Source organism: Halomonas sp. 3H (assembly GCF_024206005.1).
GTDB lineage: Bacteria > Pseudomonadota > Gammaproteobacteria > Pseudomonadales > Halomonadaceae > Halomonas > Halomonas campaniensis.
Genome location: NZ_CP100360.1, coordinates 3,198,279 through 3,223,919, shown reverse-complemented (window position 1 = coordinate 3,223,919; position 25,641 = coordinate 3,198,279). Strand labels below are relative to the sequence as shown.

The window sequence follows — 25,641 nt, the reverse complement described above, 5'->3', positions numbered from 1 at the left end:
CGGGTCAGCCGTCAGCGGGCCAGGGCTTCCTCGACCAGCTCGAGGCGGTCCTGGCCCCAGAAGGGCTCGCCGTCGACGCTGTACCAGGGGGCGCCGAAGCAGCCCTCCACCAGCGCGAGCCGGCAGGCCTCGTCGAGGCGCGCCTGGGCCTCGGGGCCCTCGGACTCGGCCAGCAGGGCCCGGCCGTCGAGGCCGACCGCGTCGGCGACCTCGCGCAGGGTGCTCGCCTCGGCGATGTCTCGCTCCTCCACCCAGCAGGCCCTCATCAGCGAAAGCGAGAGCTCGGCGATGTCGTGCCCCTGTGCCTTGGCCGCCAGGGCCAGCCGGGCGGCGGGGCGGTCGTCGGTGGGGAAGTGCTTGGGCTCCACGTTGAGCGGGAGGCCCAGACGCTTTGGCCAGCGCCTGAGCTCCACCATCCGGTAGGCCTGGCGGGCCGGGGCGCGCTTGGCCAGCGGCAGCCCCCCGGTGCGCGGGAAGATCGCCCCCAGGGTGATCGGCACGTAGTCGATCGTGGCGCCGTGGCGGGCGGCGATCTCGCCGAGCCGCGCATGGCCCAGATAGCTCCAGGGGGAGACATGGGTGTAGTAGTAGGTGATCCGGTGGGCCATGGTCGCGGTTCCTCGTCGGGTCAGCGGTAGGTGTCCTGGAACTGCCGGCGCAGCTCGTTCTTCTGCACCTTGCCCATGGTGTTGCGGGGCAGGGTGTCGACGAAGAACACGCGCTTGGGCTGCTTGTACTTCGCCAGTCGGCCGTCCAGGTGGGCGAGCACGCCGGCCTCGTCGAGCGTCGCGCCCGGCCGGCGTACCACCACGGCGGTGACGCCCTCGCCGAAGTCCGGGTGGGGCAGGCCGATCACCGCCGACTCGTGGACCGCCTCGAGCTCATCGATCAGCTGCTCGACCTCCTTCGGGTAGACGTTGTAGCCCCCCGAGATCACCAGGTCCTTGTCGCGACCGACGATATGCACGTAGCCGCGCTCGTCGACCATGGCCAGGTCGCCGGTGATGAAGAAACCGTCGTCCAGCAGCTCCTCGCGGGTCTTCTCGGGCATCCGCCAGTAGCCGATGAACACGTTGGGGCCGCGGATCTCGAGCATGCCGATCTCGCCGGCGGGCACCGGCTCGTGGGTCTCGCGGTCGGTGATGCGGTACTCCACCCCGGGCAGCGGCATGCCCACGGTGCCGGCACGGCGCTCGCCGTCGTAGGGGTTGGAGATGTTCATGTTGGTCTCGGTCATGCCGTAGCGCTCGAGGATGGCATGGCCGGTCTTCTGCTCGAACTCGCGGTGGGTCTCGGCGGTCAGCGGCGCCGAGCCGGAGACGAACAGGCGCATCTGGGCGGTGACCTCCGGCGTCAGGCGTTCGTCGGCCACCAGCCGGGTGTAGAAGGTGGGCACCCCCATCAGCACGCTGCCGCGGGGCATCTCCTCGAAGATCACGTCGGCGTCGAACTTTGGCAGGAAGAGCATGCTCGAGCCGGTCATCAGGGTGACGTTGCAGGCCACGAACAGGCCGTGGGTGTGGAAGATCGGCAGGGCGTGGATCAGCCGGTCCTCGGGGGTGAAGTGCCAGGCCTGGCGCAGGGTCTCGGCGTTGGAGCCGAGGTTGCGGTGGGTCAGCATGGCGCCCTTGGAGCGCCCGGTGGTCCCTGAGGTGTAGAGGATCGCCGCCAGGTCGCGCTCGCCGAGCTCGACGATGGCCTCCCGCGGCGTGGCCTGTGCGGCCTGCTCCATCAGGCTGCCGTCGGCGGTGGTGCCCAGGGTCGCCACCGCCGGGCAGCTGGTCTCGGCGGCCAGGCCGCGGGCCTCCTCCAGGCTGGCCGGGCGGCAGACGAACAGCGCCGGCTCCGCGTCGGAGAGGAAGTAGCGGATCTCGTCGCCGGTGTAGCCGGTATTGAGCGGCAGGTAGACGCCGCCGATGCGCAGGCAGGCCAGGTAGAGCAGGATCGCCTCGGGGCTCTTGTCGACCTGCACCGCGACCCGGTCCCCCTGCTGCACGCCGAGTGCGGTCAGGGCGCCGGCCAGGCGGGCGCTGGCGGCCAGCGCCTCGGCGTAGGTGTAGCCGCGCCCCTCGCGGGTGGTGATGAAGTCGGCGTCGCCGCGCTCGCGCATGCGCTCGGCGAAGGTCGCGAAGAGGTTGTGGTTCATTTGCTGTGCTCTCCCTTGGCCAGCTTCCGGGCCTTGCGGGCGAGGTCGCGGACCTCGCTCGAACAGGCCACGGTGGCGTTGGCGCTGTAGTTCTCGTGGTTGCGCTCGATCTCCTCGAGCACGTAGAGGTAGTTGACCATCAGGCCGGCGGCCTGCTTGAGCCCCTTGGCCGAGGTGTCCCCCAGCCAGTTGACCCGATGCAGCTCGGCGCCGTTGCCCAGGTGGAAGCGGGCCACCGCGTTCTGCGGCAGGCCGCGGGCGTTCTTCTCCTCGGCCAGGTAGCGGGCGGCCAGCGGCCGGACCACCGCCTCGAGCCGCGCCGCCCGCTCGGCGTCCCGATGCCACTCGGCTGCGTCGAGCTCGCCGAGGGTCTCGCGCAGCGCCTCGGGCAGGGCCTCGTCGCCGCGGCGCTCCTCCAGCCACTGGCGGAAGCCGGGGACCGGCGACAGGGTGACGAAGTGCCTGAGCTGCGGCAATTCCTGCTTGAGTTCCTGGACCACCTGCTTGATCAGGAAGTTGCCGAAGGAGATGCCGCGCAGGCCGGTCTGGCAGTTGCTGATGCCGAAGAAGGCGGCGGTGTCGGCCTCGTCGGGCTCCTCGACCCCGCTCTCCCCGCCGGCGCCCTCCCCGGAGAGGATCGGCTGGATGCGGTTCGGCAGCCCCTTGCACAGCGCCACCTCCACGAAGATCAGCGGCTCGTCGCCGATGGCCGGGTGGAAGAAGCCGAAGCAGCGGCGGTCCCGGGCGTCCAGGCGGCGGCGCAGGTCGTCCCAGTCCTGGATCTCGTGCACCGCCTCGTAGCGGATGATCTTCTCGAGGATCGAGGCCGGGGTGTTCCAGTCGATGCGCTTGAGCACCAGGAAGCCGCGGTTGAACCAGGAGCCGAACAGGTGGGCGAAGTCGGCGTCGATGGCGTCCAGTTCGGGGTGGTCGCGCAGCAGGGCCAGCAGGTCCTCGCGCATCCTTACCAGCTCCACGGTGCCGTCGCTGGCCAGGTTGAGCCGCCGGAACAGCTCCTGGCGGCGTGGTTCGCAGGCCTCGAACAGCGCCTGCAGGCTGGCGTTGTCGCGGGCCTCCCGATAGGCCGCGTAGGCATCGTCGATGCGCGCCGGCTCGGCGGCGAACTCCGCCGCCAGGCGGGCGAAGAAGCGCTCGCGCTCTGCGGGGTCCAGCCGGCGGTACATGGCCAGCGCCCGGCTGGCCAGGGCGATGCTGGAGGCCTCGCCGTCGCTCTCCAGCAGCGCCTGGCAGGCCGCCACCAGCTGCCCGTGGTCGGGGGTGGTGGACTCCCCGCTGCGCCGCCGCAGCAGGGCGTCGCGCTGGGTGATGCTGTTGAACAGCTCCTGCAGGAAGCTCATGTTCATGACGCGACTCCGTTCAGCCCATGATCAGGTTGGGCAGCCATAGCGCGATGCCCGGGAAGAGGCACAGCAGCAGGATCCCCAGCACCATGCACAGCGCGTAGGGCAGGCTGCCCATCAGGATGTTACGCAGCGAGATGTCCGGGGCGATGCCCTTGATGATGAACAGGTTCAACCCCACCGGCGGCGTGATCAGGCCGATCTCCAGGTTGATGGTCAGGATCACCGCGAACCAGTAGGGGTCGAAGTCCGCCGCCAGGATGATCGGCAGCAGGATCGGCGCGGTCATCACGATCACCGCCACCGGCGGCAGGAAGAAGCCGGCCACCAGCAGGAAGACGTTGATGATGCCCATCAGCACCCAGCGGTTGACCTCCAGGTCGGCGATGGCGCCGGCCACGGTCTGGGTGATGAACATCGACGACAGGGCGTAGGCGAACACCTCGGCGCAGGCGATCACCAGCATGATCATCACGCTCTCGCGCAGCGAGTCGCGCATGATCAGCTTGATCGGGCCCACCCGCCACATGCGGTAGATGAGGATCGCCAGGGCCAGGCACAGGAAGGCGCCGACGCCGGCGGCCTCGGAGGGGGTGGCCACGCCGCCGTAGAGGGCGAACAGGATGCCCGCCACCACGGCCAGGAAGGGCAGCACCCGCACCAGCGCCTTGAGGTTGGCGTCGACGTTCTCCTTGACCGTCTGCTTCAGGCGCTCGGCGCTCTGCGCCATGGGGTTGTTGTAGCCCCCGGCCAGGCGGCAGGCGATCATCGTCCAGGCCATGAACAGGCCGGCCAGCATCAGCCCCGGCATCACGCCGGCGATGAACAGCCGGCCGATGGAGGTCTCGGTGGAGATCCCGTAGATGATCATGGTCACCGAGGGCGGGATGAGGATGCCCAGGGTGCCGCCGGCGGCGATGCAGCCGGCGGCGACGCCGTCGGGGTAGCCGCGGGTGCGCATCTCGGGGATGCCCATCTTGCCGATCGCCGCGCAGGTGGCGGGCGAGGAGCCGGAGAGGGCGGAGAAGATGGTACAGGCGCCGATGTTGGAGACGGCCAGGCCCCCCGGCAGCCGGCCCATCCACAGGTCCAGCGAGCGGTAGAGGTCGCGTCCGGTGGGAGACGAGGCCACCGCGGCGCCCATCAGGATGAACATCGGGATGGCCACGAAGCCGAACTCGGCGATGCGGTCGAAGAAGGTCTCGCCAAAGTAGGTCAGCTCCGGCAGGCCGCGATCGTAGATCAGCGCGACCAGCGAGACGCCGCCCAGGGCGAAGGCGATGGGGGTGCCGATGGCCATCAGCACGATCAGGGCGATGGCGACGATGATGCCCAGGGTGATCGGATCCATGCTCAGTGCTCCCCGCGAAGGATTTCGGCGACGTACTGCAGGCTGAGCAGCGTCGCCCCGACGGCCATGGGCATCAGGCCCGGCCAGAGGGGAGGGTTCCATACCGTACCGGTGGTCCAGCCGCCCTCCCAGGCCTCCCAGACGTAGATCCAGGCGGCATAGGCCAGGGCGGTGCAGAAGGCCAGCCCGACCAGCGAGGCCACCAGGCGCATGGCCTTGCGGGCGATGCCGCCCAGGGCATCGGGGAGCAGAGTGATGGCGACGTGGCCGCCGGTCATCAGCACGTAGGGGCTGCCCAGCAGCATGGCGCCGGTGACGGAGAAGACGGTGAACTCGGTCTGCCAGCTGGTGCTCATGCCCAGCACGTAGCGGATGAAGACCATCTGGCAGATGACGAGGACGCCGGCGACGAACAGCAGGCCGGCCAGGTAGGCCGTCACCCGCGACACCCTGTCCATCAGGCGGATGTAGCCGCCGATCGGGCCACGGCGCGCGGCGATCTGGTGTGAGGAGGAAGTTGCCATGGTTCTCTCGGGAGTGAGGTGAAGGCGGCCACCCCGCGGGGTGGCCGGTCAGTCGGGTGTCACTCGGTGGCCTACTCGACGGCCAGGGCGGCGTCGATGATGGCCTGTCCGTTGGGAACGTTCTCGGCGAAGTTCTTGTAGGAGGTCTCGCGGGCGATCTCCAGCCAGGCGTTGTAGTCCTCCTCGCTCATGCGCACCACCTCGACGCCGTTCTCCTCGTAGACCTCGACCATCTGCTGGTCGATGGCCGCCGCCTCGGCGGCGAAGAAGTCCTCGGCGGCCTGGCCGGCCTCCATCAGGGCGGCCTGCTGTGTCTCGTCGAGGCCCTGCCAGACCTGCTCGGAGATCAGGATCGGCTCGTACATGAACCACAGGGCGAAGTCGCCCGGCTCGGTCAGGCAGTCCACCTGCTCGTAGAGGCGGAAGGAGATGAACGACATCGACGAGGTGTTGGCGGCGTCCAGCACGCCGGTCTGCATGGCGGTGTAGACCTCCGACGACGGCATGGAGGCGATGGAGGCGCCGGCGGCTTCCAGCATCTGCTCGAAGGCCGGGCCGGCGGCACGGAAGTTCTGTCCGTCGACGGTGTCGGGGGAGGTGACGCAGCGCTCGCTGGAGGCGAAGCCGCCGGAGAGCCAGGCATCGGCCAGCACGCGGGCGCCGCCGTCGAGGATCACCGCCTTGATCATCTCCATGTACTCGGAGTCGTTCAGGCGGCGGGCATGGTCATGGTTGCGCACCAGGCCTGGCATCAGGGTGGCGGAGAACTCCGGGTGGCGGCCGCTGGCGTAGTCGAGCGGCAGCGAGGTGATGTCCAGGCGGCCGCGGGTCAGGGCGCCCCACTGCTCGCGGGCCTTGAACAGCGACTGGCCGGGGTAGACCTCGATCTTGAGGCCGACGTCGGCCTCCTCGACGTGGCGGGCCATCATCTGGACCATCTCGTCGCGCACGTCGCCCTGGCCGCCGGGGAACTGGTGGGAGGCGCGCAGCACGGTCTCGGCGGAGGCGGCGGTGGTGACGGAGGCGGCGGCGATGGCCAGGCCGAGGGCGGCCAAGGCGGGGGTGAGTTGGCGTTTCATGGGATCTCCAGGCGCTTGTTGTTGTGTTGTGATGTCCATCAGCTAAGCTGATGTATACTTCAATAGCTCCTGTGTATACCCATGTCAAATTTGTTGCATTACAACAAGCCGGCCCGGACCGGCGGGGCAGGTCGATGCCCACCACCAGGGAGAGGCCCCATGGGCGGCGAGAAACGATCCAATGCGCAGCGACTCAAGGACTCGCTGGAAGACGACATCATCAACGGGCGGCGCACCCCGGGGGAGCGCCTGGACCCCGAGGCGCTGGGGCGCGAGTTCAACGTCTCGCGCACGCCGGTGCGCGAGGCGATCCAGCAGCTGGTGGCCAGCGGCCTGGTCACGGTGTCGCCCAAGAAGGGCACCTTCGTGGCCCGGGTGGGGATCGACCAGCTGATCGAGATGTTCGAGGTGATGGCCGAGCTGGAGGGCATGTGCGGGCGCCTGGCGGCGCGGCGCATCAGCGTGGAGGAGCTGGTCGGCCTGCGCGAGGCCCTGGCGCGCTGCGAGGCGGCGGCCGAGGCGGGGGACCCCGACGAGTACTACTACGAGAACGAGGAGTTCCACCACCGCATCTATGCCGCCAGCCATAACACCTTCTTGGCCGGCGAGGCGCGCCAGCTCAAGCAGCGGCTCAAGCCCTACCGGCGCCTGCAGCTGCAGGTGCGTCAGCGGATCGGGGGATCGCTGGCCGAGCATCGCGAGATCATCGCCGCCATCGAACGGGGCGACGCCTCGGCCGCCGAGGAGGCCCTGCGCCAGCACGTGCTGATCCAGGGCGAGCGCTTCAGCGACTTCGTGGCCAGCGTCAGGGAGTTCGAGAAGCCGCTCAGCGGGGCCGGCTGAGTGCCCTTCGTCGTCGGGCCGTGGCTGCCATCAACGCCCCGTCTGAGGTAATCTCGTCTGCCTATGACAACAAGGCCCCGCCGCCATGAACTTCACCCGAGGGCGGGGGCGCTGGACCGACACGAGGCTCCCATGAATCGACTCAAGACGCTGACCCTGGCCGTGGCCGCCACCGCCCTGGCCGCCTCCTCCCTGACCGCCCAGGCGCGGGACTTCCGCCTGGGGCTGATCACCCCGCCGCAGCATATGTGGAGCACCGAGGCCGAGGCCTTCGCCGAGACCCTGCACGAGCGTTCCGGCGGCGAGCACAGCGTCAGCGTCTTCCCGGCGCAGCAGCTGGGCAACGAGGCGCAGATGGTCCAGCAGCTGCAGACCGGCGCCCTGGACATGGCCTTCCTGACCATCGCCGAGATCTCCAACCGCATCCCCGACTTCGGTGCCCTCTACGCCCCCTACCTGGTGGACGACGTGGACCACGCCGCGCGCCTGCTGCGCTCCGATACCGCCGGCGAGCTGCTCGACCTGATGCCCGCCGGGGTGGGCCTGGTGGGCATGGGCTACGGCATGGTGGGCATGCGCCAGGTGCTCAGCCGCGACCCGATCGAGAGCATGGACGACATGCGCGGCCAGCGCCTGCGCATCACCCCCTTCGAACCGATCCGCGACTTCTATACCGCCACCGGCGCGGCCCCGGCGCCGCTGCCGCTGCTCGAGGTCTACGATGCGCTGGCCAATGGCCAGGTGGATGCCATCGACATGGATTTCGACTCGATCCTGATCCTCAAGTTTTACGAACAGGCCGACAACCTGCTGATTTCCAACCATATGATGTTCCCGATGGTGGGCGTGGTCTCCGGGCGGGTATGGCGCGAGCTCTCCGCCGAGGACCAGGCGCTGATCGAGTCCACCATGGCCGAGCACCTGGAGAACGTGCTCTCCGGCTTCCAGGCCATGGACGCCGCCCAGGAAGAGGAGATCCGCGGCCTGGACCTCAACATCGTCGAGGCCGACGCCGAGTTCTTCAGCGAGGCCATCGCCGAGTGGGAGGCCACCTGGGCCGAGAAGGCGCCGATGCTCGAGGCGCTGCGCGAGGAAGCCGAGCGGCTGCGCCAGTAAGGGGCCGCGGTGCCGATGCTGTCCCGCCTCTCCGATCGCCTGGCGCGCCTGGAGGAGATCGCCGCCGCCGCCCTGGCGGCGGCGGTCACCCTGCTGATCCTCGTCAACGTGGCCTTCCGCGCCGCGGGCAGCCCGCTCTACTGGATCAGCGAGCTCTCCATCTACGCCATGATCTGGATGACCTTCCTGATCGCCGGCGCGGTGCTCAAGCGCCGCCAGGGCATCGCCGTCACCCTGGTGGCCGATGCCCTGCCGGGCTTCGGCCACCGCCTGCTGATGGCGCTGGTCGACCTGGCGGTAGTGGTGTTCGCGGCGCTGCTGCTGTGGCTCTGCTGGCGCTGGTACCAGCCGCTCACCCTGGCGCGCCTGGGCTTCGACGTCCAGGCCTTCCAGGGCGAGACCTTCAACTTCATCTACGCCGAGAACACCTCCACCCTGGGCATCAGGAAGTTCTGGGTGTGGCTGATCCTGCCCTGGTTCGCGCTGTCGCTGACCCTCCACGGCCTGGTCAACCTGGGCGGCGCCCTGCGCGGGCTGCGTGACCCGGGGCAGGCACCCCCGCCGCCGGAGGCCAGCCGATGACGGTGGCGATCTTCACCCTGCTGCTGCTCGGTGCGGTACCCATCGCCCTGGTGCTGGCGCTGACCGCGATGTTCTACATCCAGGTGTCGGGCAACGGCGTGCTGTTCGAGTCTTACCCCCAGCAGCTCTTCGGCGCCATCGAGAGCTACGGGCTGCTGGCGATCCCGCTGTTCATGCTGGCCGGCGAACTGATGAACGAGGGCGGGGTGACCCGTCGGCTGATCGACCTGGCGCGGCTGCTGGTGGGCGGCTTCCGCGGCGGGCTGGCCTATATCAACCTGGTCGCCAACATGATGATGGCGGCGATCATCGGCTCGGCCGCCTCGCAGATCGCCATCATGTCCCGGGCCATGGTCCCTGCCATGGAGCAGGAGGGCTACGACCGGCCCTACAGCGCGGCGATCACCGCCGCTGGCGGGCTGCTCTCGCCGATCATCCCGCCCTCGATGCTCTTCGTGCTGTTCGGCGTGATGGCCCAGGTGCCCATCGCCGAGATGTTCATCGCCGGCATCCTGCCGGGGCTGCTGCTTGGCTTCAGCTTCTTCCTGGCCATCGCCGTGGTGGGTCTGGTCCAGCAGTACCCCAGGGGGCGGTGGCCGACCCGCGCCGAGGCGCGCCGCGCGCTGGCCATGGGGCTGCCGGCGCTGGCGATCCCGTTGATCATCATCGGCGGCATCCTGCTGGGCCTGGCCACCCCCACGGAGTCGGCGGCCCTGGCGTCGCTGGCCGCGCTGCTGCTGGGGCGCTTCCTCTACGGCGACCTGAAGTTCGCCATGCTGCCGGCGGTGCTGCGTCGCACCGCGGTCAACGCCGGGCTCGTCATCATGCTGATCGCCGCCGCCGGGGTGTTCGGCTGGGTGATCGTCTACGAGCGGCTGCCGCAGATGGCCGCGGCCTGGATCGCCGCGCTGACCACCGACCCCTTCCTGTTCCTGCTGCTGATGATCGGCGTGCTGCTGCTGGTGGGCATGATCATCGACGGCATCGCCGCGCTGATCCTGGTGGTGCCGATCCTGCTGCCCATCGCCACCCAGCAGTTCGGCATCAGCCCCTACCAGTTCGGGGTGGTGGTCTGCCTGACCCTGGTGCTGGGCCTGCTGACACCGCCGGTGGGGGCGGGGCTCTATATCGCCTCGTCGATGACCGGGGCGCCGCCGCTGCGCATCTTCCGCTCGCTGCTGCCCTTCCTGCTGGCGAGCCTCGCCACCCTGGTGCTGCTGGCCTGGCAGCCCTGGCTCACCACAGCGCTGATCGGACGCTGAGGGGCCTTCACCGGCTCGCGGTCATGCTACCCGCCACCACCAGCACCGCGGCCAGGGGCAGCCGCCAGTCCGGCGTGGCGACACCCGCCAGCACTAGGAACAGCGTGGCCAGTACCGGCACCGCGTGGGCAAGCTGGCCGACCCGGTGGGCCTGCGGGTCGCGCAGGGCGCGGTCCCAGGCCAGCATGGCCAGGCCGTAGGGCCCGAGCCCCAGGGCGGCGGTCGCCAGCAGGGACTCACGGGAGGGCAGGGCGTGCACGCCCTCCAGTACCAGGCTCAGCCCGCCGACCATGACGCTGGCGGTCAGCAGCAGGTGGGGCATGCGCTCGCCCAGTCGCCAGGCAGGCACCTGGCAGGCCAGCGAGTAGAGCGCCCAGCACGCGGCACCCAGCAGGGCCAGGCCGTGGCCAGCCCAGGCGCCGGACACCCCGCCCGCCAGGGCCTGGGGCGCGACCAGCAGCGCCGCCCCGGAGAAGGCCAGGCCGGCACCGGTGAGGATGCTGGCCGACAGCCGGCCCGTTGCCAACCGCCGGCTGGCAAGCAGGAAGAGCACCGGCCAGGTGTAGAGGATCAGCGCTGCCTCCTCCGCGGGCGCCAGGCGGAAGGCGGCGACGCAGGCCCCCACCGCACCGGCGACCAGCAGCGGCACCCCCAGGTAGATCAGCCCTCCCTGCAAGCGAGAGAGCAATGCATCGCGATGGCGCCGGCGGCGTGCCATGGGCAGGGTGCCCAGGGCCCCGGCCAGCAGCGCCAGGGCCGCCAGGCGCAGCGGCGGCAGCTCGCCGGCCTGGGCGGCCAGCAGCGGCACCAGCGCCCAGAGCACCACCGCCAGGGCGGCGGCAGCGGCGCCGAGCCAGGGGGAGCCGATCCGGCGTGAGCTGTCGAGCTGCATGGTCGTGGCCTCCTGCGCATGGGGCTTGTGGGTGACGCCGCCATGCTAGCCACTGCATACTCATCAGGATAACGATCTTTATTGAAGTCATTCATCAAGGAACTTGATGCTTCATGCGCGCCCCGACCCTCGACCTCGCCCTGCTGCGGACCCTGGTGGCCATCGCCGATACCGGCAGTGTCACCGCCGCGGCGCGACGCCTGGCCTATACCCAGTCCACGGTGAGCATGCAGCTCTCGCGCCTGGAGCGCGCGCTGGGCGTGGCGCTGCACGAGCGGGAAGGCCGCCGGCTGCGCTTCACCGCCGAGGGGGAGCGGCTGCTGGGGCACGCCCGCCGGCTGCTGGCCCTCAACGACGAGGCACTGGCCGACATGCGCGCCCGGCGCATCACCGGGGAGCTCAACCTGGGAATCCCCGAGGACTACGCCAGCCTGCTTACCGCGGTGTTCTCCTGGTTCCACCAGCTCTATCCGGACGTGGGCCTGCAGGTGACCTGCGGCACCAGCGCCGACCTGGTGGAGCGGGTGCGTGCCGACGAGCTGGACCTGGCGCTGGTGACGCGCCAGCGCCGTTCGCCTGGCGGCGAGGTGATCCGCCGCGAGCCGCTGGCCTGGGCGGTGGGGCTGGAGCGCCAGCCGCCGCTGACCGACCCGCTGCCGCTGGCGCTCTACTCCCCGGGGGCGGACCTGTTCCGCGAGGTGGCCGAGGAGGCCCTGGCCGCGGCGGGGCGCGACTGGCGGGTGGCCTACACCAGCCAGTCCATGGCCGGCCTCTCGCCGGTGGTACAGGCGGGGCTGGCCATCGTGGTGGTCACCCGCAGCATGCTCGGCCCCCAGCTGCGCGCCCTGGATGAATCCAGCGGCCTGCCGGGGCTTCCCGCCGTGGAGCTGGCCCTGCACCGCGCCGCCCGACGCCCCACCGAACCCGCCCGACGCCTGGCCGAGCTGATCCGCGAGGCGCTGGCGCCGGCGGCAAGGCCCTGAATCGGCCCGCGGCGACGCCTCGCCGCGCTATGGCGGCGATAGGTCGAAAGGATCAATCCCGAGCGTTATACTCGGGTATTGATTCCCCGGCCACCCTGGCCCGCGACTGGAGCCGCCATGTTTCCCGAGTTCACCCTTCGCTATGCCCGCCTGCCCGGGCGTTTCTACGAGCGTTTCGACCCCGTGCCGGTCCCTGCGCCGCGGCTGGTCGCCTTCAACCGGGCGCTGGCCGAGCAGCTGGGATTCGACCTCGCCGATTTCGATGAGGCGCGGGCCGCCGAATGGTTCGCCGGCAACGTCGTGCCGGCCGGCGCCGAGCCGCTGGCCCAGGCCTATGCCGGCCACCAGTTCGGCCACTTCAACCCGCGTCTCGGCGACGGCCGGGCGGTGCTGCTGGGCGAGGTGACCGACCGCGACGGGCGGCTGCGCGATATCCAGCTCAAGGGGGCCGGGATGACGCCCTTCTCCCGGGGCGCGGACGGTCGGGCACCGCTGGGACCCGTGCTGCGCGAGTACCTGGTCAGCGAGGCGATGTACCGCCTCGGCGTGCCCACCACCCGGGCGCTGGCCGCGGTGATCACCGGCGAGCGGGTGTTCCGCCGGGTGCCGGAGCCCGGCGCGGTGCTGACCCGGGTGGCGTCGAGCCACCTGCGGGTGGGCACCTTCCAGTACTTCGCGGCCCGGGACGACCTTGAGGCGATCAGGACGCTCGCCGACCTGGCCATCGAGCGCCACTATCCACATCTTCCGGGGCCCGAACTCGCCGAGGTGGATCAGGGGGAGCGCTATCTGGCCCTGCTGGAGGCCGTGGCCGGACGGCAGGCGGCGCTGGTGGCGAAGTGGATGGGGCTCGGCTTCATCCACGGGGTGATGAACACCGACAACTGCACCATCTCCGGCGAGACCATCGACTACGGCCCCTGCGCCTTCATGGAGGCCCATGACCCGGCGATGGTGTTCAGCTCCATCGACGAGCAGGGGCGCTACGCCTACCGCAACCAGCCGTGGCTTGCTCAGTGGAACCTGGCGCGGCTGGCCGAGACGCTGATTCCGCTGATCGACGACGACCCGCAGCGGGCGATCGAGCAGGCCACCGAGGTGATCAAGCGCTATGAGCCGCGCTATGAGGCCGAATGGCTGGCGGTGATGCGCGAGAAGCTCGGGCTCGCCAGGGAAGAGGCGGGGGACCGCGAGCTGGCCGAGACCTTCCTCGAGGCGATGCATGCCGGCCGTGCCGACTTCACCCTGGCCTTCCGCCGCCTCGCCCAGGCGGTGGAGGAGGACGCCCCCGCGCTGCTCGCGCTGTTCGAGACCGACGGGACGCTGCGGGCGTGGCTGCCGCGCTGGCGCGAGCGCCTGGCCCGGGAGGAGGCGTCGCCGCTGGCGATCGCCGCGCGCATGGAGGCGGTCAATCCGCTCTACATCCCGCGCAACCACCAGGTGGAGCGGGCGATCGCTGCGGCGGCGGAGCACGACGACTTCGGCCCCTTCGAGGCCCTGGCGGAGGTGCTGGCCGAGCCCTTCACCGAACAGCCGGGTCGAGAGGAATATGCGCAGCCGGCGCCGCCCACCGAGCGGGTCTTCCGCACCTTCTGCGGTACCTGAGCCACCGCGGAAACCCCTGCACCCAAAAAGACGCCCGGGTTTTCCCGGGCGTCTCTGTATCGGCAGGCGTGGCCGGGTCTCCCCGGTCCTTCCAGCGGCGTTACGCGACGTCGAAGCGGTCGGCGTTCATCACCTTGGTCCAGGCGGCGACGAAGTCCTTCACGAACTTCTCCTGGTTGTCATCTTGGGCGTAGAGCTCGGCGTAGGCGCGCAGGATGGAGTTGGAGCCGAACACCAGGTCGACGCGGGTCGCGGTAAACTTCGTGCTTCCGCTCTTGCGATCCACGATGTTGTAGGCGTTCTTGCCGGTGGGCTCCCAGCGGTTCGCCATGTCGGTCAGGTTGACGAAGAAGTCGTTGGTCAGCTGACCCACGCGGTCGGTGAACACGCCGTGGTGGGTGCCGCCATGGTTGGTGCCCAGCACCCGCATGCCGCCCAGCAGCACGGTCATTTCCGGTGCACTCAGGCCCATCAGCTGGGCGCGGTCGAGCAGCATCTCCTCCGGCTTGACCACGTAGTCCTTCTTCTGCCAGTTGCGGAAGCCATCGGCCAGCGGCTCCAGCGGCTCGAAGGACTCGGCGTCGGTCATCTCGTCGGTGGCGTCGCCGCGGCCCTTGAGGAAGGGCACTTGGACATCATGGCCCGCGGCCCTGGCGGCCTGCTCGATGCCCAGGTTGCCGCCGAGCACGATCACGTCGGCGATGCTGGTGCCGGTCTCGGCGGAGATCTGCTCGTAGACCTTCAGCACCTTGGCCAGGCGCTGCGGCTCATTGCCTTCCCAGTCCTTCTGCGGTGCCAGGCGGATCCGAGCACCGTTGGCGCCGCCGCGCATGTCGGAGCCGCGGTAGGTGCGGGCGCTGTCCCAGGCGGTGCTGACCAGCTCGTTGAGGGAGAGGCCGGCATCGGCGATCTTCGCCTTGACCGCGTCAACGTCGTAGTCGGACTTGCCGGCCGGCACCGGGTCCTGCCAGATCAGGTCCTCGGCCGGGACTTCCGGGCCGATGTAGCGGGACTTCGGTCCCATGTCGCGGTGGGTCAGCTTGAACCAGGCGCGGGCGAAGCAGTCCTTGAAGTACTCCGGGTCCGCCATGAACTTCTCGCAGATGGCCCGGTACTTGGGATCCATCTTCATCGCCATGTCCGCATCGGTCATGATCGGGTTGTGGCGCTTGGACGGATCGGTGGTATCGACCGGCTTGTGCTCCTCCTTGATGTCGATGGGCTCCCACTGCCAGGCGCCGGCGGGGCTCTTCTTCAGCTCCCACTCGTAGCCGAACAGCAGCTCGAAGTAGCCCATGTCGAACACGGTGGGGTTGGTGGTCCAGGCGCCCTCGATGCCCGAGGTGACCGCGTTGGTCGCCTTGCCGTCCATGTTGGGGTTGAGCCAGCCGAAGCCTTGGGCCTCGATGTCGGCGCCTTCCGGCTCCGGGCCCAGCGCCTCGGCATCGCCGTTGCCGTGGGTCTTGCCGACGGTGTGACCGCCGGCGGTCAGCGCTGCGGTCTCCTCATCGTTCATCGCCATACGGGCGAAGGTGACGCGGACCTGCTCGGCGGTCTTGAGCGGATCGGGCTGGCCGTTGACCCCTTCCGGGTTCACGTAGATCAGGCCCATCTGGACGGCGGCCAGCGGGTTCTCCATGGTGTCGGGCTTGTCGACGTTCTCGTAGCGGCTATCCGAAGGTGCCAGCCACTCCTTCTCGGCGCCCCAGTAGATGTCCTTCTCGGGGTGCCAGATGTCCTCGCGGCCGAAGGAGAAGCCGAAGGTCTTGAAGCCCATGGATTCGTAGGCCACGTTGCCGGCCAGGATGAAGAGGTCGGCCCAGCTGATCTTGTTGCCGTACTTCTTCTTGAGCGGCCACAGCAGGCGACGGGCCTTGTCCAGGTTGCCGTTGTCCGGCCAGGAGTTGAGCGGGGCGAAGCGCTGGTTGCCGGTGCCGCCGCCACCACGGCCGTCGGCGAGGCGATAGGTGCCCGCGGCGTGCCAGGCCATGCGGATCATCAGGCCGCCATAGTGCCCCCAGTCGGCCGGCCACCACTCCTGGCTGTCGGTCATCAGGGCATGCATGTCCTTCTTGAGCGCGTCGAAGTCGAGCTTCCTGACCTCCTCGCGATAGTCGAAGTCCTCGCCCATCGGATTGGTCTTGCGATCGTGCTGATGGAGGATGTCGAGGTTCAGGGACTCCGGCCACCAGGCGACCACATCCGCCTTCTCCTGCGTGTTGGAACCGTGCATCACCGGACACTTGCCAGTGTTCTGCTGATCACCCATATCGCTCTCCAATCTTGGCTGCGTTGGTGGAACCGCCACCTCTGTATAGACGATGGCCGCTCGGAGGGACAATGAGCCGCGTCAACCCTCGGCCACCCGGTGGCCATGGCCGCGGCTCCGCGTCCTTATACCCTCAAGCTACGCCCGAAGTATCCATTAGCACAATGCGAGATTGCCGACCGCCTCGATAGCCAATCTTTATCGGAGAGGGAGCGACGAAGTGCCACGCGCACGGGCAGGCACTGCCGAGAGGCATGCCTGCCGTTGGAGGGCACCGGTGTCGCCGGCCAGGGGCGGTCAGTTCAGCATGCCGGGGAGCCAGGTCGCGATCCCCGGGAAGAGGATCAACAGGGCCACCAGCAGCATCGAGCAGAGGATGTAGGGGATCGCCGCGGCATAGATCTCGCGCATGGTGGTGCCCTTGGGGGCCACCCCCTTCATCACGAACAGCAGCAGACCCAGCGGCGGGGTGGAGAAGCTGATCTCCAGCGCCAGCAGCATGATGATGCCGAACCAGACGGGATCGAAGCCGAGCGCCTGGGCCAGCGGGAAGAAGAACGGCACCGTCAGCATCATGATGGAGATCTGCTCCATGAAGGTGCCCAGCACCAGCAGCACGGCGAACATGGCGAGCAGCATCAGGATCGGCGCCAGGTCGAAGCTGGTGGCCCACTGGATCAGGCCGCTGGAGGCGCCCGAGAAGGCCAGCAGCTGGCTGAAGGTAGCGGAGCCGAAGACGATCAGGTAGGCCATCAGGGTGACCTTGAGCGCCCCGATCACCGACAGCTTGAAGGCCTCCCAGGTCATGCAGCGGAAGATCGTCGCCAGCACGATGGCGCCCAGGGCGCCGAAGGCCGCCGCCTCGGATGGGGTGGCGAAGCCCAGCAGCATCAGCGCGACGATGAACACCATGACGCTGATCATCGGCAGGATGTCGGTGACTACCAGCAGCAGCTTCTGCTTGAGCGGGACCGGCTCGAGCTCGTAGTTGGGCGCCGCCTCGGGGTCGAGCCGCGTCTGGATCCATATGGTGGCGATGTAGAGCCCGGCCAGCACCAGGCCGGGCATGATGCCGGCGATCAGCAGGGCACCGATATCGACCTTGGCCAGGGTCGCCAGCAGCACCGCCAGCGCCGAGGGCGGGATGATGATGGCCAGCCCGCCGGTGCCCAGGATCGGACCGATGGCCATGCGCTTCTTGTAGCCGCGGCGCTCCATCTCTGGCACCAGCAGCGAGCCCATCAGGGCGGTCGAGCCCATCGACGAGCCGCTCAGGGTCGAGAAGCCCGTGCCGCCCACCACGGTGACGTAGGAGAGCCGCCCCGGGACCTTGCCCATCAGCTGGTCGATGGCGTTGAACATCCGCATGCCCAGGCCGGTGCGGAAGAACAGCTCACCCATCAGCAGGAACAGCGGGATCGGCACCAGGTTGAAGCTGGAAAGGGCGCCGAAGCCGTTGTTGAGCATCTGGATGATGCCGTTCTGGCCGCCCATGAAGTGCCAGGCGCCGATGACGTTGGCGGCCAGGAAGGCCAGGGCGATCGGCGTGCCGATGGCCATGAAGCCGAGAATCAGGGCCAGGAGAAAGGCCAGGGCCAGATACCATTCCATTATTCCTTGATCCCCGCTTCGCCGCTGTGAAGGATGTCCCGCCCGACCACGAAGCGGGCGAACTCGATGGCCATCATGGAGAAGCACACCGGGTAGGCAACGGTGAGGATCCACTTGGGCACGAAGAAGGCGCGCACGTCGTAGTCGTTGCGCGCCAGGTTCATCGACACCAGGTCATACCCCTTCCAGGCCAGCACCACGCAGACCATGACGCACAGCAGCGCCACCAGGCGGCTGAGCACCTGAAGGGCCGCCGGCGGCAGCACCGAGGTGAGCAGCTCGATATGCACGTGTCCCTTGTGCCTGACCAGCCAGGGCGCGCCCAGCAGGGTGAGGTAGAACATGGCGTACTCGGTGGAGAGGAAGAACCAGGCCGAGGGCTGCAGGCCGAGGTTTCTGATCACCACGGAGAGCACGATGGCCACCATCAGCCAGACCAGCATGATGGCGGCGACCAGGGCCATGCCGTTGAGCAGCAGCAGGTATGCACGACTGGCGTAACGCATAGGGGGTTACCGGGCGCGAGGGGAGGGGATGAGCGGCCGCAGGGCGGGGGCCGGCCGCGTGGCGACCGGCCCCGGCGGCTCAGAGGTCGTTGAACTTCTCGATCAGCTCGTCGTAGTGCTCGAGGCCCATGGGGTGACGCTCCATCTGGCGACGCATGCGCTCCCAGGTGGCCTCGCGGGCGGCTTCCGAGAAGGTGGCGCCGGCCTCGCCCTCCAGGCGGAAGACCTGCATGCCGTCGGCTTCCAGCTCGGCCTGCTGCTCCTGGGCCAGCACCTCGAAGCGCTCGGCGCTCTCCCGCTCGTGCTCGATGGCGACGGCCTGGAGAAGCTCCCGGGACTCGTCGCTGAGCCGGTTCCAGCTGTCCAGGTTGACGATCACGCCCATGTCGGTGGAGAAGAACGCGGGATCGATGCGGTAGTTCAGGAAGCGGTCCCAGTTGAGGTCCTTCAGGCCGATCTGGGTCCAGCCGGTGGCGTTGACCACGTTGCGCTCCAGGGCGGAGTAGACGTCGGTGGTGGGCAGGCTGATCGGCTGGGCGCCCAGGTAGTCCTGGAAGAAGGCGTCATAGACCGGGTTGCTGCGCAGGGTCAGGCCGGAGACGCTGAGATTGCCATCGTCGTCCAGGCGCGGCTCGTTGATGGTGTAGAGGTTGTAGCTGACGCCGCTGTCGAACCAGCCCAGGTAGTAGGTGCCCATCTTCTCCTGATGGATCCGGTTGAGCAGGTCGATGCCGCCGTTCTCCCGGGCAAAGATGGCGTTGGTGTTGGAGGCGACCATGGCGTCGCGCTCCGGCACGGTGCCGGCGTAGAAGCTGGCCGCGGTGTAGGCCATGTCCACCACGCCGTTGCGCACGGCATCCGGCTGCTCGGAGAGGCCGATCACCTCCGGGCCGCCGCGCACGTCGATCTGCACCACCCCTTCGCCGCGCTCGTTCACCTTGTCGACGAACTCGAGGAAGCTCTGGGTGTAGATCAGCGAGGGCGGGAAGGCATGGACCGCGCTGATGCGGTCCTCGGCCAGGGCATGGCCGGAGGCCATCAGGACGGCGAGGCCCAGGGGGGCGATGAGTGCCTTGTTCATGGTTGTTCTCCTTGTGAACAGCGGGTCTTGGTCTTGCCGGTTGTCGTTGCCCCTGCGGGGCGGGCGTCAGCGCTACCCTCGGGTGATGACGTTCTCCCCGGGGGCCGTCGTGTCGAGCCAGGGACGCTGCCTGGCGTAGTCGGCGGCAAACCGCGCGATCTCGTCGGCATGCTGTCGAGTCAGGTCGATATCGTCCCAGCCGTTGAGCAGCTTGGTGCGCCAGCCCGGCGCGATCGTGAATGCCAGCACCAGGTCCCCGGCCTGGATGCGGCACGCCTCCAGATCCACCCGAAGCGGCCCGGGCGCGTTGCCCAGGTGTTCGAGCAGGCGTTCGATATCCGCTTCAGGAAGCGTAGCCGGCAGCAGGCCGTTGTTGACCGCATTGGAGGAAAAGATGTCGCCGAAGCTCGGGGCGATCACGCAGCGGAAGCCGAAGTCCACCAGGGCATAGACCGCGGCCTCCCGGGAGGAGCCGGCCCCGAAGTTGCGGCGGGCCACCAGGATCCTCGCCTCGCCGGCCTCGGGATGGTTGAGGATGAAGCCCTCGCGCGGCGTGCCGGCCTCGTCGTGACGCAGGTCGTGGAGCAGGAACTGCCCGTAGCCGACGCTGCGCGGCTCCTTCATGAAGCGCGCCGGGATCAGCTGGTCGGTATCGACATTGGCCAGCGCCAGCGGGCAGGCCAGGGCCTCCAGGGTCTTGATGGGTTCCATCGGGGCTCCCCTCAGAGTTCGCGGATGTCGGCCAGGTGGCCGGCCACGGCGGCGGCGGCCACCATGGCCGGGGACATCAGGTGGGTCCTGGCGCCCGGCCCCTGGCGGCCCTTGAAGTTGCGGTTGGTGGTGGAGGCGCAGCGCTCCCCGCTGGGCACCAGGTCGCCGTTCATGCCCACGCACATCGAGCAGCCGGATTCCCGCCACTCGAGGCCGGCCTCCACGAAGACGCGGTCGAGGCCCTCGGCCTCCGCCTGGTGCTTCACCTGGGTGGAGCCGGGCGCCACGATGCCCGGGACCCGGCTGCGCCGGCCCCGCAGCACGTCGGCCGCCGCCCGGAGGTCCTCGATGCGGGCGTTGGTGCAGGAGCCGATGAACACCCGGTCGATGCGGATATCGGTCAGCTTCTGGCCCGGCTCGAGGCCCATGTACTCGAGGCTGTCGCGCACCTGGCGCGCCTTGCCGGCATCGGGCTGGTCGGCGGGGTCGGGGACGCAGCGGTCGATGGGCAGGGCCTCCTCCGGGGAGACGCCCCAGGTCACGGTGGGGGCGATCTCGCTGGCGTCCAGCGACACCTCGCGGTCGAAGCGGGCATCGGCGTCGCTCGCCAGGGCCTTCCAGCTGGCGACGGCCTGGTCCCACGCCTCCCCGCGGGGGGCGAAGGGTCGGCCGCGCAGGTAGTCGAAGGTGGTGGCGTCGGGCGCGATCATGCCGCAGCGGGCGCCGCCCTCGATGGAGAGGTTGCACAGGGTCAGCCGCGCCTCCATGGAGAGCGCGCGGATGGCGCTGCCGGCGTACTCGATGGCGTGGCCGCGGGCGCCGTCAGCGCCCAGTCGGGCGATCCAGGTCAGGGCGATGTCCTTGGCGGTGATGCCGGGGGGCAGGGTGCCCTCGATGGTCAGGCGCATCTGCTTCGGCCGCGTCTGCCACAGGGTCTGGGTGGCCAGCACGTGGGCCACTTCCGAGGCGCCGATGCCGAAGGCGATGCTGCCGAAGGCGCCATGGGTGGAGGTGTGGCTGTCGCCGCACACCATCAGCAGGCCCGGCTGTGTCAGGCCCTGCTCGGGGCCGAGCACGTGGACGATGCCCTGGCGGGGGTCGTCCAGGCCGAACAGGGTGATGCCGTGCTCCCGGGTATTGTCGGAGAGCTGTTCGATCATGCCGCGGACCTTGGCATCGGCGATGTCGCCGAGTCGGCGCGTCAGTGTCGGCACGTAGTGATCGGCGATGCCGAAGGTCAGGTCCGGTCGCGCCACGGGCAGCCCACGCTCGCGCAGCTTGTTGAAGGCGTGGAACGAACCCTCGTGCACGAAGTGCCTGTCGATCCACAGCAGGCTCTCGCCACCGTCGGTGCGGTGGATCTCGTGGGCGTCCCATACCTTGTCGAACAGCGTGGTGGGTGTCGTCATGATCGCTTGGCTCGGCCTGTCGGAATCGTGATGGCTGGCGTGTCAGATACAACTAGCGCAGCTACATGGCACAGGTCAAATGTATTTTTTATCGTTTTCTAGCTGTATTAAAAATAGGACAGGTCATCGGTTGCCGGCGGCGTCGGCCCGCGCACGGCCGGCCGGTTCCGTCTCCGGTGCCATGGGTTCCCAGTAGCGCGACTCCTCGTCGCCCGTGCGGTTGAGGTCGATCTGGATGCGGTAGCGATCCGGTCGGTAGAGCGCATCCAGATGCTCCACGCCCCGTCCCTCCTCGTCGTAGACCACGCGGGTCAGGGAGATGAGCGGCGAGCCCACGGACACGTCCAGCGCCTCGGCGACCTCGTGGGTGGCCAGGATTGCCGAGATCGTCTGGGAGGCGTGGTCGACCCTCACGCCGCTGCGCTCCAGCAGGGCGAACAGCGGCATGCTGGAGAGGTCCGCCTCGTTGTAGTGCAGGGCGATGTACTCCGGCACGTGGGTCACCAGGTAGGAGAACGGCTTGTCGTCGGCCATGCGTACCCGGATGGAGCGCTGCACCCGCTCGCCGCCGTCGAGCCCCAGGCTGTCGCGCACCGCCTCCGGGGGCTTCACGTAGCTGAACTCCAGCAGCCGCACCCGCGAGGCCTGGCTCATCTTGACCATGTTGGGCAGCAGGTTGGAGACGCTGGCCGTCATCACCGTGGCATCCAGCGGCTGCTCGAGCACCACGGTGCCGAGCCCCGGCCGGCGGTCCACCATCCCCGCCTCGCGCAGTGCCTCCATGGCGCGCCGGACGGTGACCCGCGACACCCCGTGCTGCTCGGCGAGCTTGATCTCCCCGGGCAGCTTGCGCCCCGGCGGCAGGCGTCCGCTGAGGATCGCGTCCTTGAGCAGCAGGAAGATGCGGTGGGACTTGGTGCCTCCCACGGAGGTCACGTGCGCGTCGTTCATGGCCATACCCCGATCGTTTCCGGCACTTGACGGCGGCAGTCAAGTGGACATAGAAATGTATTATGCATAGTACAGGTTGCTGTGCCATGCGAGAGTGACAACGGTAGACAACAAGGATAACAACCCCGGGGAGGCGACCATGCCCGTCGTACAGGTCAGTCTGATCAGCGGCTACTCCAGCGAGCTCAGGCAGCGGCTCTGCTCGCGATTGACCGATGCCGTTCGCCAGACGATCGATGCGGATCCGGATGCCATCACCATCTTCCTCCACGAGGTCGAGCCCGACGGCTACATGCGCGGCGGGCGCTCCCGCGTGCCCGGCGCCGAAGCCGCGGCGCCGCCCGGCCCCGAGGCGCTGGTGCGCACCTTCCTGGACGCCATGGAGGCCCGCGACCTGGCGCTTGCGTCGAGCCTGCTCGCCGACGACTTCACGATGGAGTTTCCCGGCAGCGGCGTGATGTCCCGGTTGGACGAGCTGGTGGCCTGGGCGCGCGGTCGCTACCGCTTCGTGAAGAAGCGCTTCATCGACGTCGACTGCTGCGACAAGGGGGACCACGCGGTGGTGGTCTGCCACGGCGAGCTTTACGGCGAGTGGCCGGATGGCACGGCGTTCGACGGCGTCCGCTTCATCGACCGTTTCGAGGTGCGAGACGGCAAGCTCTCCCGGCAGCGTGTCTGGAACGACCTGGCGCTGGCACGCACCTGAGGCCTGCCATCCCCCCGACTCCCCCTGCACACGAGGAACTCCACTGCCATGACCCCATCCGCCAACGGTCTCAAGGCACGGCTGCTCGCTCCCGAGATCGTCGTCGCCCCCGGTGTCTATGATGCCCTGGGGGCGTCGCTCGCCGAGCAGGCCGGCTTCGATACCGTCTACCTCTCCGGCGCCAGCCTGGCCTACACCCAGTTGGGGCGCCCGGATATCGGGCTGCTCAGCCTCTCCGAGGTCAACGACGCCCTGGCGCACATCCGCGAACGCACCGAGGCCTCCATCGTGGTGGACTGCGACACCGGCTTCGGCAACGCCATGAACGTGATGCGCAGCGTGCGCATGCTGGAGCGCTCCGGCGCCAGTGCCATCCAGCTCGAGGACCAGACCTATCCCAAGCGCTGCGGCCACCTGCGCGGCAAGACCCTGGTGCCCACCGGCGAGATGGTCGGCAAGCTGAAGGCGGCACTGGATGCCCGCCAGAGCGACGAGACGCTGATCATCGGCCGCACCGATGCCCTGGCCGTGGAGGGCACCGACGCTGCCATCGAGCGGGCCCGGGCCTATCGCGAGGCGGGGGTCGACATGCTGTTCATCGAGGGCATCCGCAGCGACGAGGACATCGCCCGGATCATGGCCGAGTTCCGCGGCCGGGTGCCGATCATGGCGAACATGGTGGAGGGCGGCGACACTCCGCTGCAGAACGCCGAGGCGCTGCAGGCGCTGGGCTTCTCGCTGGTAATCTTCCCCGGTGCCCTGGTCCGCGCGGTCACCCACATGGCCAGCCGGTTCTTCGAGACCCTGCGCCGGGACGGCACCACGGACGCCTTCCGCGACCGGATGCTCGACTTCACCCAGCTCAATGACTATCTCGGCACCCAGACCATGCTGGAGCTGGGCCAGAAATACGAAAAGCGCTGACGCCGGGCGCCTCCAGGCGCCCGGCCCACCACACTCCGGGAGGACCCCGATGATCACGACCGACAAGACCGCCAAGGAGCTCTTCCACGAGGTCATGGCCAACCCCCAGCGCGTGCCCTTCGGGTTCGGCAACAAGGCGGTGCTGGTCAACGTCGACCCGCAGAAGGCCTACACCCGCACCGACCTCTACAAGACCGCCTACGAGACCGACCCCCGCCAGCTCGACCACGTGAACCAGCTGGCCCGCGCCTTCCGGGCACTCGGCTGGCCGGTGGTCTGGACCCACGTGGCCTTCCTCGATTCCGCCGAGGATGCCGGCGTCTGGGGCACCCGCACCGATACCCCCGACTCGCTGCAGAACATCAAGTACGGTTCCGACCGCGCCGCCTTCGACGAGCGGGTGGAGATCGAGCCGAGCGACGTCGTCTACACCAAGCGCATGCCCTCGGCGTTCTTCGAGACCCCGCTGCAGTCGCTGCTGGTGTGGCACCAGGTCGACACCGTGATCGTCACCGGCGGCTCCACCTCCGGCTGCATCCGCGCCACCGCGGTGGAGAGCCTGTCGCGGGGCTATCGCACCATCGTCCCCATGGAGTGCGTGGCCGACAAGCACGAGAGCTACCACTACGCCAACCTGACCGACCTGCACCTCAAGTACGCCGACGTCATGCCGGTGGCGGACGTGCTGAGCTGGCTTGAGTCACGCACTGCCGAGCAGCCCTGAGCCGGCCGTCGGCGAAAGCGGCAAGCGGCGAGAGCGGAGGAGGAGAGCGAGCATGAAGGAAACACTGGGCGCGTACGACTACTGGCCCTGGGAGAATCGGCCCAGGATCACCTGGCCGGGCGGGGCACGGGTCGCCTTCTGGGTGGCCCCCAACATCGAGTACTACGAGCTCGACCCGCCGCCGAACCCGCAGCGCAAGCCATGGCCGACACCGCATCCCTCGGTGCCCGGCTACAGCATCCGCGACTACGGCAACCGGGTGGGCCACCGGCGCCAGATGGCGCTGCTCGACAAGTACGGCATTCGCGGCTCGGTGTCGCTGTCGGTGGCGCTCTGCGAGCATCACCCCGAGATCATCGAGATGTGCCGCGAGCGCGACTGGGAGTTCTTCAGCCACGGCATCTACAACACCCGCTACACCTACGGCATGAGCGAGGCCCAGGAGCGGGAGATGATCCGTGACGGCATCGAGACCATCCACCGCCATACCGGCCAGAAGTGTGCCGGCTACCTGGCCCCGGCGCTCTCCCATTCGGAGCGCACCCTGGACCTCTTCGCCGAGGTGGGCCAGGAGCTGTTCGGCGAGGAGGGCGGCATCTACACCTGCGACCTCTTCCACGACGACCAGCCGACCCCGATCCGGCTGCGCTCCGGCCGCCGCTTCGTCTCGGTGCCCTATTCGCTGGAGATGAACGACACCATCGTCTATGCGGTGAACAAGGTGGAGCCTCGCCACTATCTGACGATGCTCAAGCGTCACTTCGACCGGCTCTACGCCGAGGGGGCCGAGTCGGGCACGGTGATGTGCATCCCGACCCACAACTACCAGATCAGCTGCCCGCATCGCATCAAGGCCTTCGAGGAGGCGCTGGAGTACATCACCGGGCACAGCGACGTCTGGGTGGCCACCGGCCGCGAGATCGCCCGGCACTACCTCGAGAACCACCACGATGCCGCCCTGGACGACATCGCTGCCAAGGCCGCCGCGGCCGGGAGGCACTGAGC

At 68.9% G+C, this 25,641-nt stretch carries 24 protein-coding genes; 10 read left to right on the top strand and 14 right to left on the bottom strand.

The window, feature by feature from the left end:
• Window positions 1-11 precede the first annotated feature (11 nt).
• From NFC98_RS14845 to dctP (NFC98_RS14820), 6 genes are all read right to left on the bottom strand, one after another.
• Complete coding sequence (locus NFC98_RS14845; protein WP_254275692.1) at window positions 12-608, bottom strand: 2-hydroxychromene-2-carboxylate isomerase; 597 nt, start codon at window positions 606-608, stop codon at window positions 12-14.
• Between the two features lie 20 nt (window positions 609-628).
• Window positions 629-2,146 (bottom strand): malonyl-CoA synthase, encoded by a 1,518-nt coding sequence (locus tag NFC98_RS14840; RefSeq protein ID WP_254275691.1) that lies wholly within the window; start codon window positions 2,144-2,146, stop codon window positions 629-631.
• Complete coding sequence (locus tag NFC98_RS14835; RefSeq protein ID WP_254275690.1) at window positions 2,143-3,510, bottom strand: malonyl-CoA decarboxylase; 1,368 nt, start codon at window positions 3,508-3,510, stop codon at window positions 2,143-2,145. The genes NFC98_RS14840 and NFC98_RS14835 overlap by 4 nt, the downstream gene beginning before the upstream one ends.
• Window positions 3,511-3,523: 13 nt before the next feature.
• Window positions 3,524-4,858, bottom strand: a complete 1,335-nt coding sequence (locus NFC98_RS14830) for a TRAP transporter large permease (protein ID WP_183332286.1) — start codon at window positions 4,856-4,858, stop codon at window positions 3,524-3,526.
• 2 nt (window positions 4,859-4,860) lie between these two features.
• Window positions 4,861-5,382, bottom strand: a complete 522-nt coding sequence (locus tag NFC98_RS14825) for a TRAP transporter small permease subunit (protein WP_254275689.1) — start codon at window positions 5,380-5,382, stop codon at window positions 4,861-4,863.
• 71 nt (window positions 5,383-5,453) lie between these two features.
• A complete protein-coding gene (gene dctP, locus NFC98_RS14820; RefSeq protein ID WP_254275688.1) occupies window positions 5,454-6,461 on the bottom strand; it encodes a TRAP transporter substrate-binding protein DctP in 1,008 nt (335 codons plus the stop codon).
• 159 nt (window positions 6,462-6,620) lie between these two features.
• Here dctP (NFC98_RS14820) and NFC98_RS14815 point away from each other — a divergent pair, with 159 nt between their 5' ends.
• From NFC98_RS14815 to NFC98_RS14800, 4 genes are all read left to right on the top strand, one after another.
• Window positions 6,621-7,304, top strand: coding sequence for a GntR family transcriptional regulator (locus NFC98_RS14815; RefSeq protein ID WP_254275687.1), 684 nt, complete (start codon window positions 6,621-6,623; stop codon window positions 7,302-7,304).
• A 132-nt stretch (window positions 7,305-7,436) separates the two neighbouring features.
• Complete coding sequence (locus tag NFC98_RS14810) at window positions 7,437-8,420, top strand: TRAP transporter substrate-binding protein (protein WP_254275686.1); 984 nt, start codon at window positions 7,437-7,439, stop codon at window positions 8,418-8,420.
• A gap of 15 nt (window positions 8,421-8,435) precedes the next feature.
• On the top strand, window positions 8,436-9,002 hold the full coding sequence (locus NFC98_RS14805; RefSeq protein ID WP_254277854.1) for a TRAP transporter small permease: 567 nt from the start codon (window positions 8,436-8,438) through the stop codon (window positions 9,000-9,002).
• Window positions 8,999-10,264: a TRAP transporter large permease gene (locus NFC98_RS14800; protein WP_254275685.1), complete on the top strand. Its 1,266-nt coding sequence runs from the start codon at window positions 8,999-9,001 to the stop codon at window positions 10,262-10,264. The genes NFC98_RS14805 and NFC98_RS14800 overlap by 4 nt, the downstream gene beginning before the upstream one ends.
• Window positions 10,265-10,271: 7 nt before the next feature.
• On the opposite strand, the gene NFC98_RS14795 is transcribed toward NFC98_RS14800, so the two are convergent.
• Window positions 10,272-11,156, bottom strand: a complete 885-nt coding sequence (locus tag NFC98_RS14795; RefSeq protein WP_254275684.1) for a DMT family transporter — start codon at window positions 11,154-11,156, stop codon at window positions 10,272-10,274.
• 113 nt (window positions 11,157-11,269) lie between these two features.
• Between NFC98_RS14795 and NFC98_RS14790 the strand changes: the two genes are divergently transcribed.
• Window positions 11,270-12,139: a LysR substrate-binding domain-containing protein gene (locus NFC98_RS14790; RefSeq protein WP_254275683.1), complete on the top strand. Its 870-nt coding sequence runs from the start codon at window positions 11,270-11,272 to the stop codon at window positions 12,137-12,139.
• 117 nt (window positions 12,140-12,256) lie between these two features.
• Window positions 12,257-13,744: a YdiU family protein gene (locus tag NFC98_RS14785; protein WP_254275682.1), complete on the top strand. Its 1,488-nt coding sequence runs from the start codon at window positions 12,257-12,259 to the stop codon at window positions 13,742-13,744.
• 100 nt (window positions 13,745-13,844) lie between these two features.
• On the opposite strand, the gene katG is transcribed toward NFC98_RS14785, so the two are convergent.
• The 7 genes from katG to NFC98_RS14750 form a co-directional block, all read right to left on the bottom strand.
• A complete protein-coding gene (gene katG / locus NFC98_RS14780) occupies window positions 13,845-16,013 on the bottom strand; it encodes a catalase/peroxidase HPI (protein WP_254275681.1) in 2,169 nt (722 codons plus the stop codon).
• A gap of 297 nt (window positions 16,014-16,310) precedes the next feature.
• Window positions 16,311-17,624, bottom strand: a complete 1,314-nt coding sequence (locus NFC98_RS14775) for a TRAP transporter large permease (protein ID WP_254275680.1) — start codon at window positions 17,622-17,624, stop codon at window positions 16,311-16,313.
• Complete coding sequence (locus tag NFC98_RS14770) at window positions 17,624-18,130, bottom strand: TRAP transporter small permease (RefSeq protein WP_254275679.1); 507 nt, start codon at window positions 18,128-18,130, stop codon at window positions 17,624-17,626. The genes NFC98_RS14775 and NFC98_RS14770 overlap by 1 nt, the downstream gene beginning before the upstream one ends.
• 79 nt (window positions 18,131-18,209) lie before the next feature.
• Window positions 18,210-19,211 carry a TRAP transporter substrate-binding protein DctP gene (gene dctP / locus NFC98_RS14765; RefSeq protein WP_254275678.1) on the bottom strand — a complete coding sequence of 334 codons (1,002 nt, stop codon included), beginning with the start codon at window positions 19,209-19,211 and terminating at the stop codon, window positions 18,210-18,212.
• Window positions 19,212-19,283: 72 nt separating this feature from the next.
• The gene (gene leuD, locus NFC98_RS14760) at window positions 19,284-19,922 is read right to left on the bottom strand and encodes a 3-isopropylmalate dehydratase small subunit (RefSeq protein WP_254275677.1); all 639 of its coding nucleotides are present in this window, start codon (window positions 19,920-19,922) and stop codon (window positions 19,284-19,286) included.
• 11 nt (window positions 19,923-19,933) lie between these two features.
• Window positions 19,934-21,331 (bottom strand): 3-isopropylmalate dehydratase large subunit, encoded by a 1,398-nt coding sequence (gene leuC / locus NFC98_RS14755; protein ID WP_254275676.1) that lies wholly within the window; start codon window positions 21,329-21,331, stop codon window positions 19,934-19,936.
• Window positions 21,332-21,454: 123 nt separating this feature from the next.
• The gene (locus NFC98_RS14750; RefSeq protein ID WP_254275675.1) at window positions 21,455-22,282 is read right to left on the bottom strand and encodes a GntR family transcriptional regulator; all 828 of its coding nucleotides are present in this window, start codon (window positions 22,280-22,282) and stop codon (window positions 21,455-21,457) included.
• Window positions 22,283-22,421: 139 nt separating this feature from the next.
• Between NFC98_RS14750 and NFC98_RS14745 the strand changes: the two genes are divergently transcribed.
• From NFC98_RS14745 to NFC98_RS14730, 4 genes are read left to right on the top strand one after another with little or no spacing between them, the layout of a single operon-like run.
• Complete coding sequence (locus tag NFC98_RS14745; protein WP_254275674.1) at window positions 22,422-22,988, top strand: tautomerase family protein; 567 nt, start codon at window positions 22,422-22,424, stop codon at window positions 22,986-22,988.
• A gap of 48 nt (window positions 22,989-23,036) precedes the next feature.
• A complete protein-coding gene (locus NFC98_RS14740; RefSeq protein WP_254275673.1) occupies window positions 23,037-23,912 on the top strand; it encodes an oxaloacetate decarboxylase in 876 nt (291 codons plus the stop codon).
• A gap of 49 nt (window positions 23,913-23,961) precedes the next feature.
• Complete coding sequence (locus NFC98_RS14735; RefSeq protein ID WP_254275672.1) at window positions 23,962-24,636, top strand: isochorismatase family protein; 675 nt, start codon at window positions 23,962-23,964, stop codon at window positions 24,634-24,636.
• 52 nt (window positions 24,637-24,688) lie between these two features.
• Complete coding sequence (locus NFC98_RS14730) at window positions 24,689-25,639, top strand: polysaccharide deacetylase family protein (RefSeq protein WP_254275671.1); 951 nt, start codon at window positions 24,689-24,691, stop codon at window positions 25,637-25,639.
• Window positions 25,640-25,641: the final 2 nt, after the last annotated feature.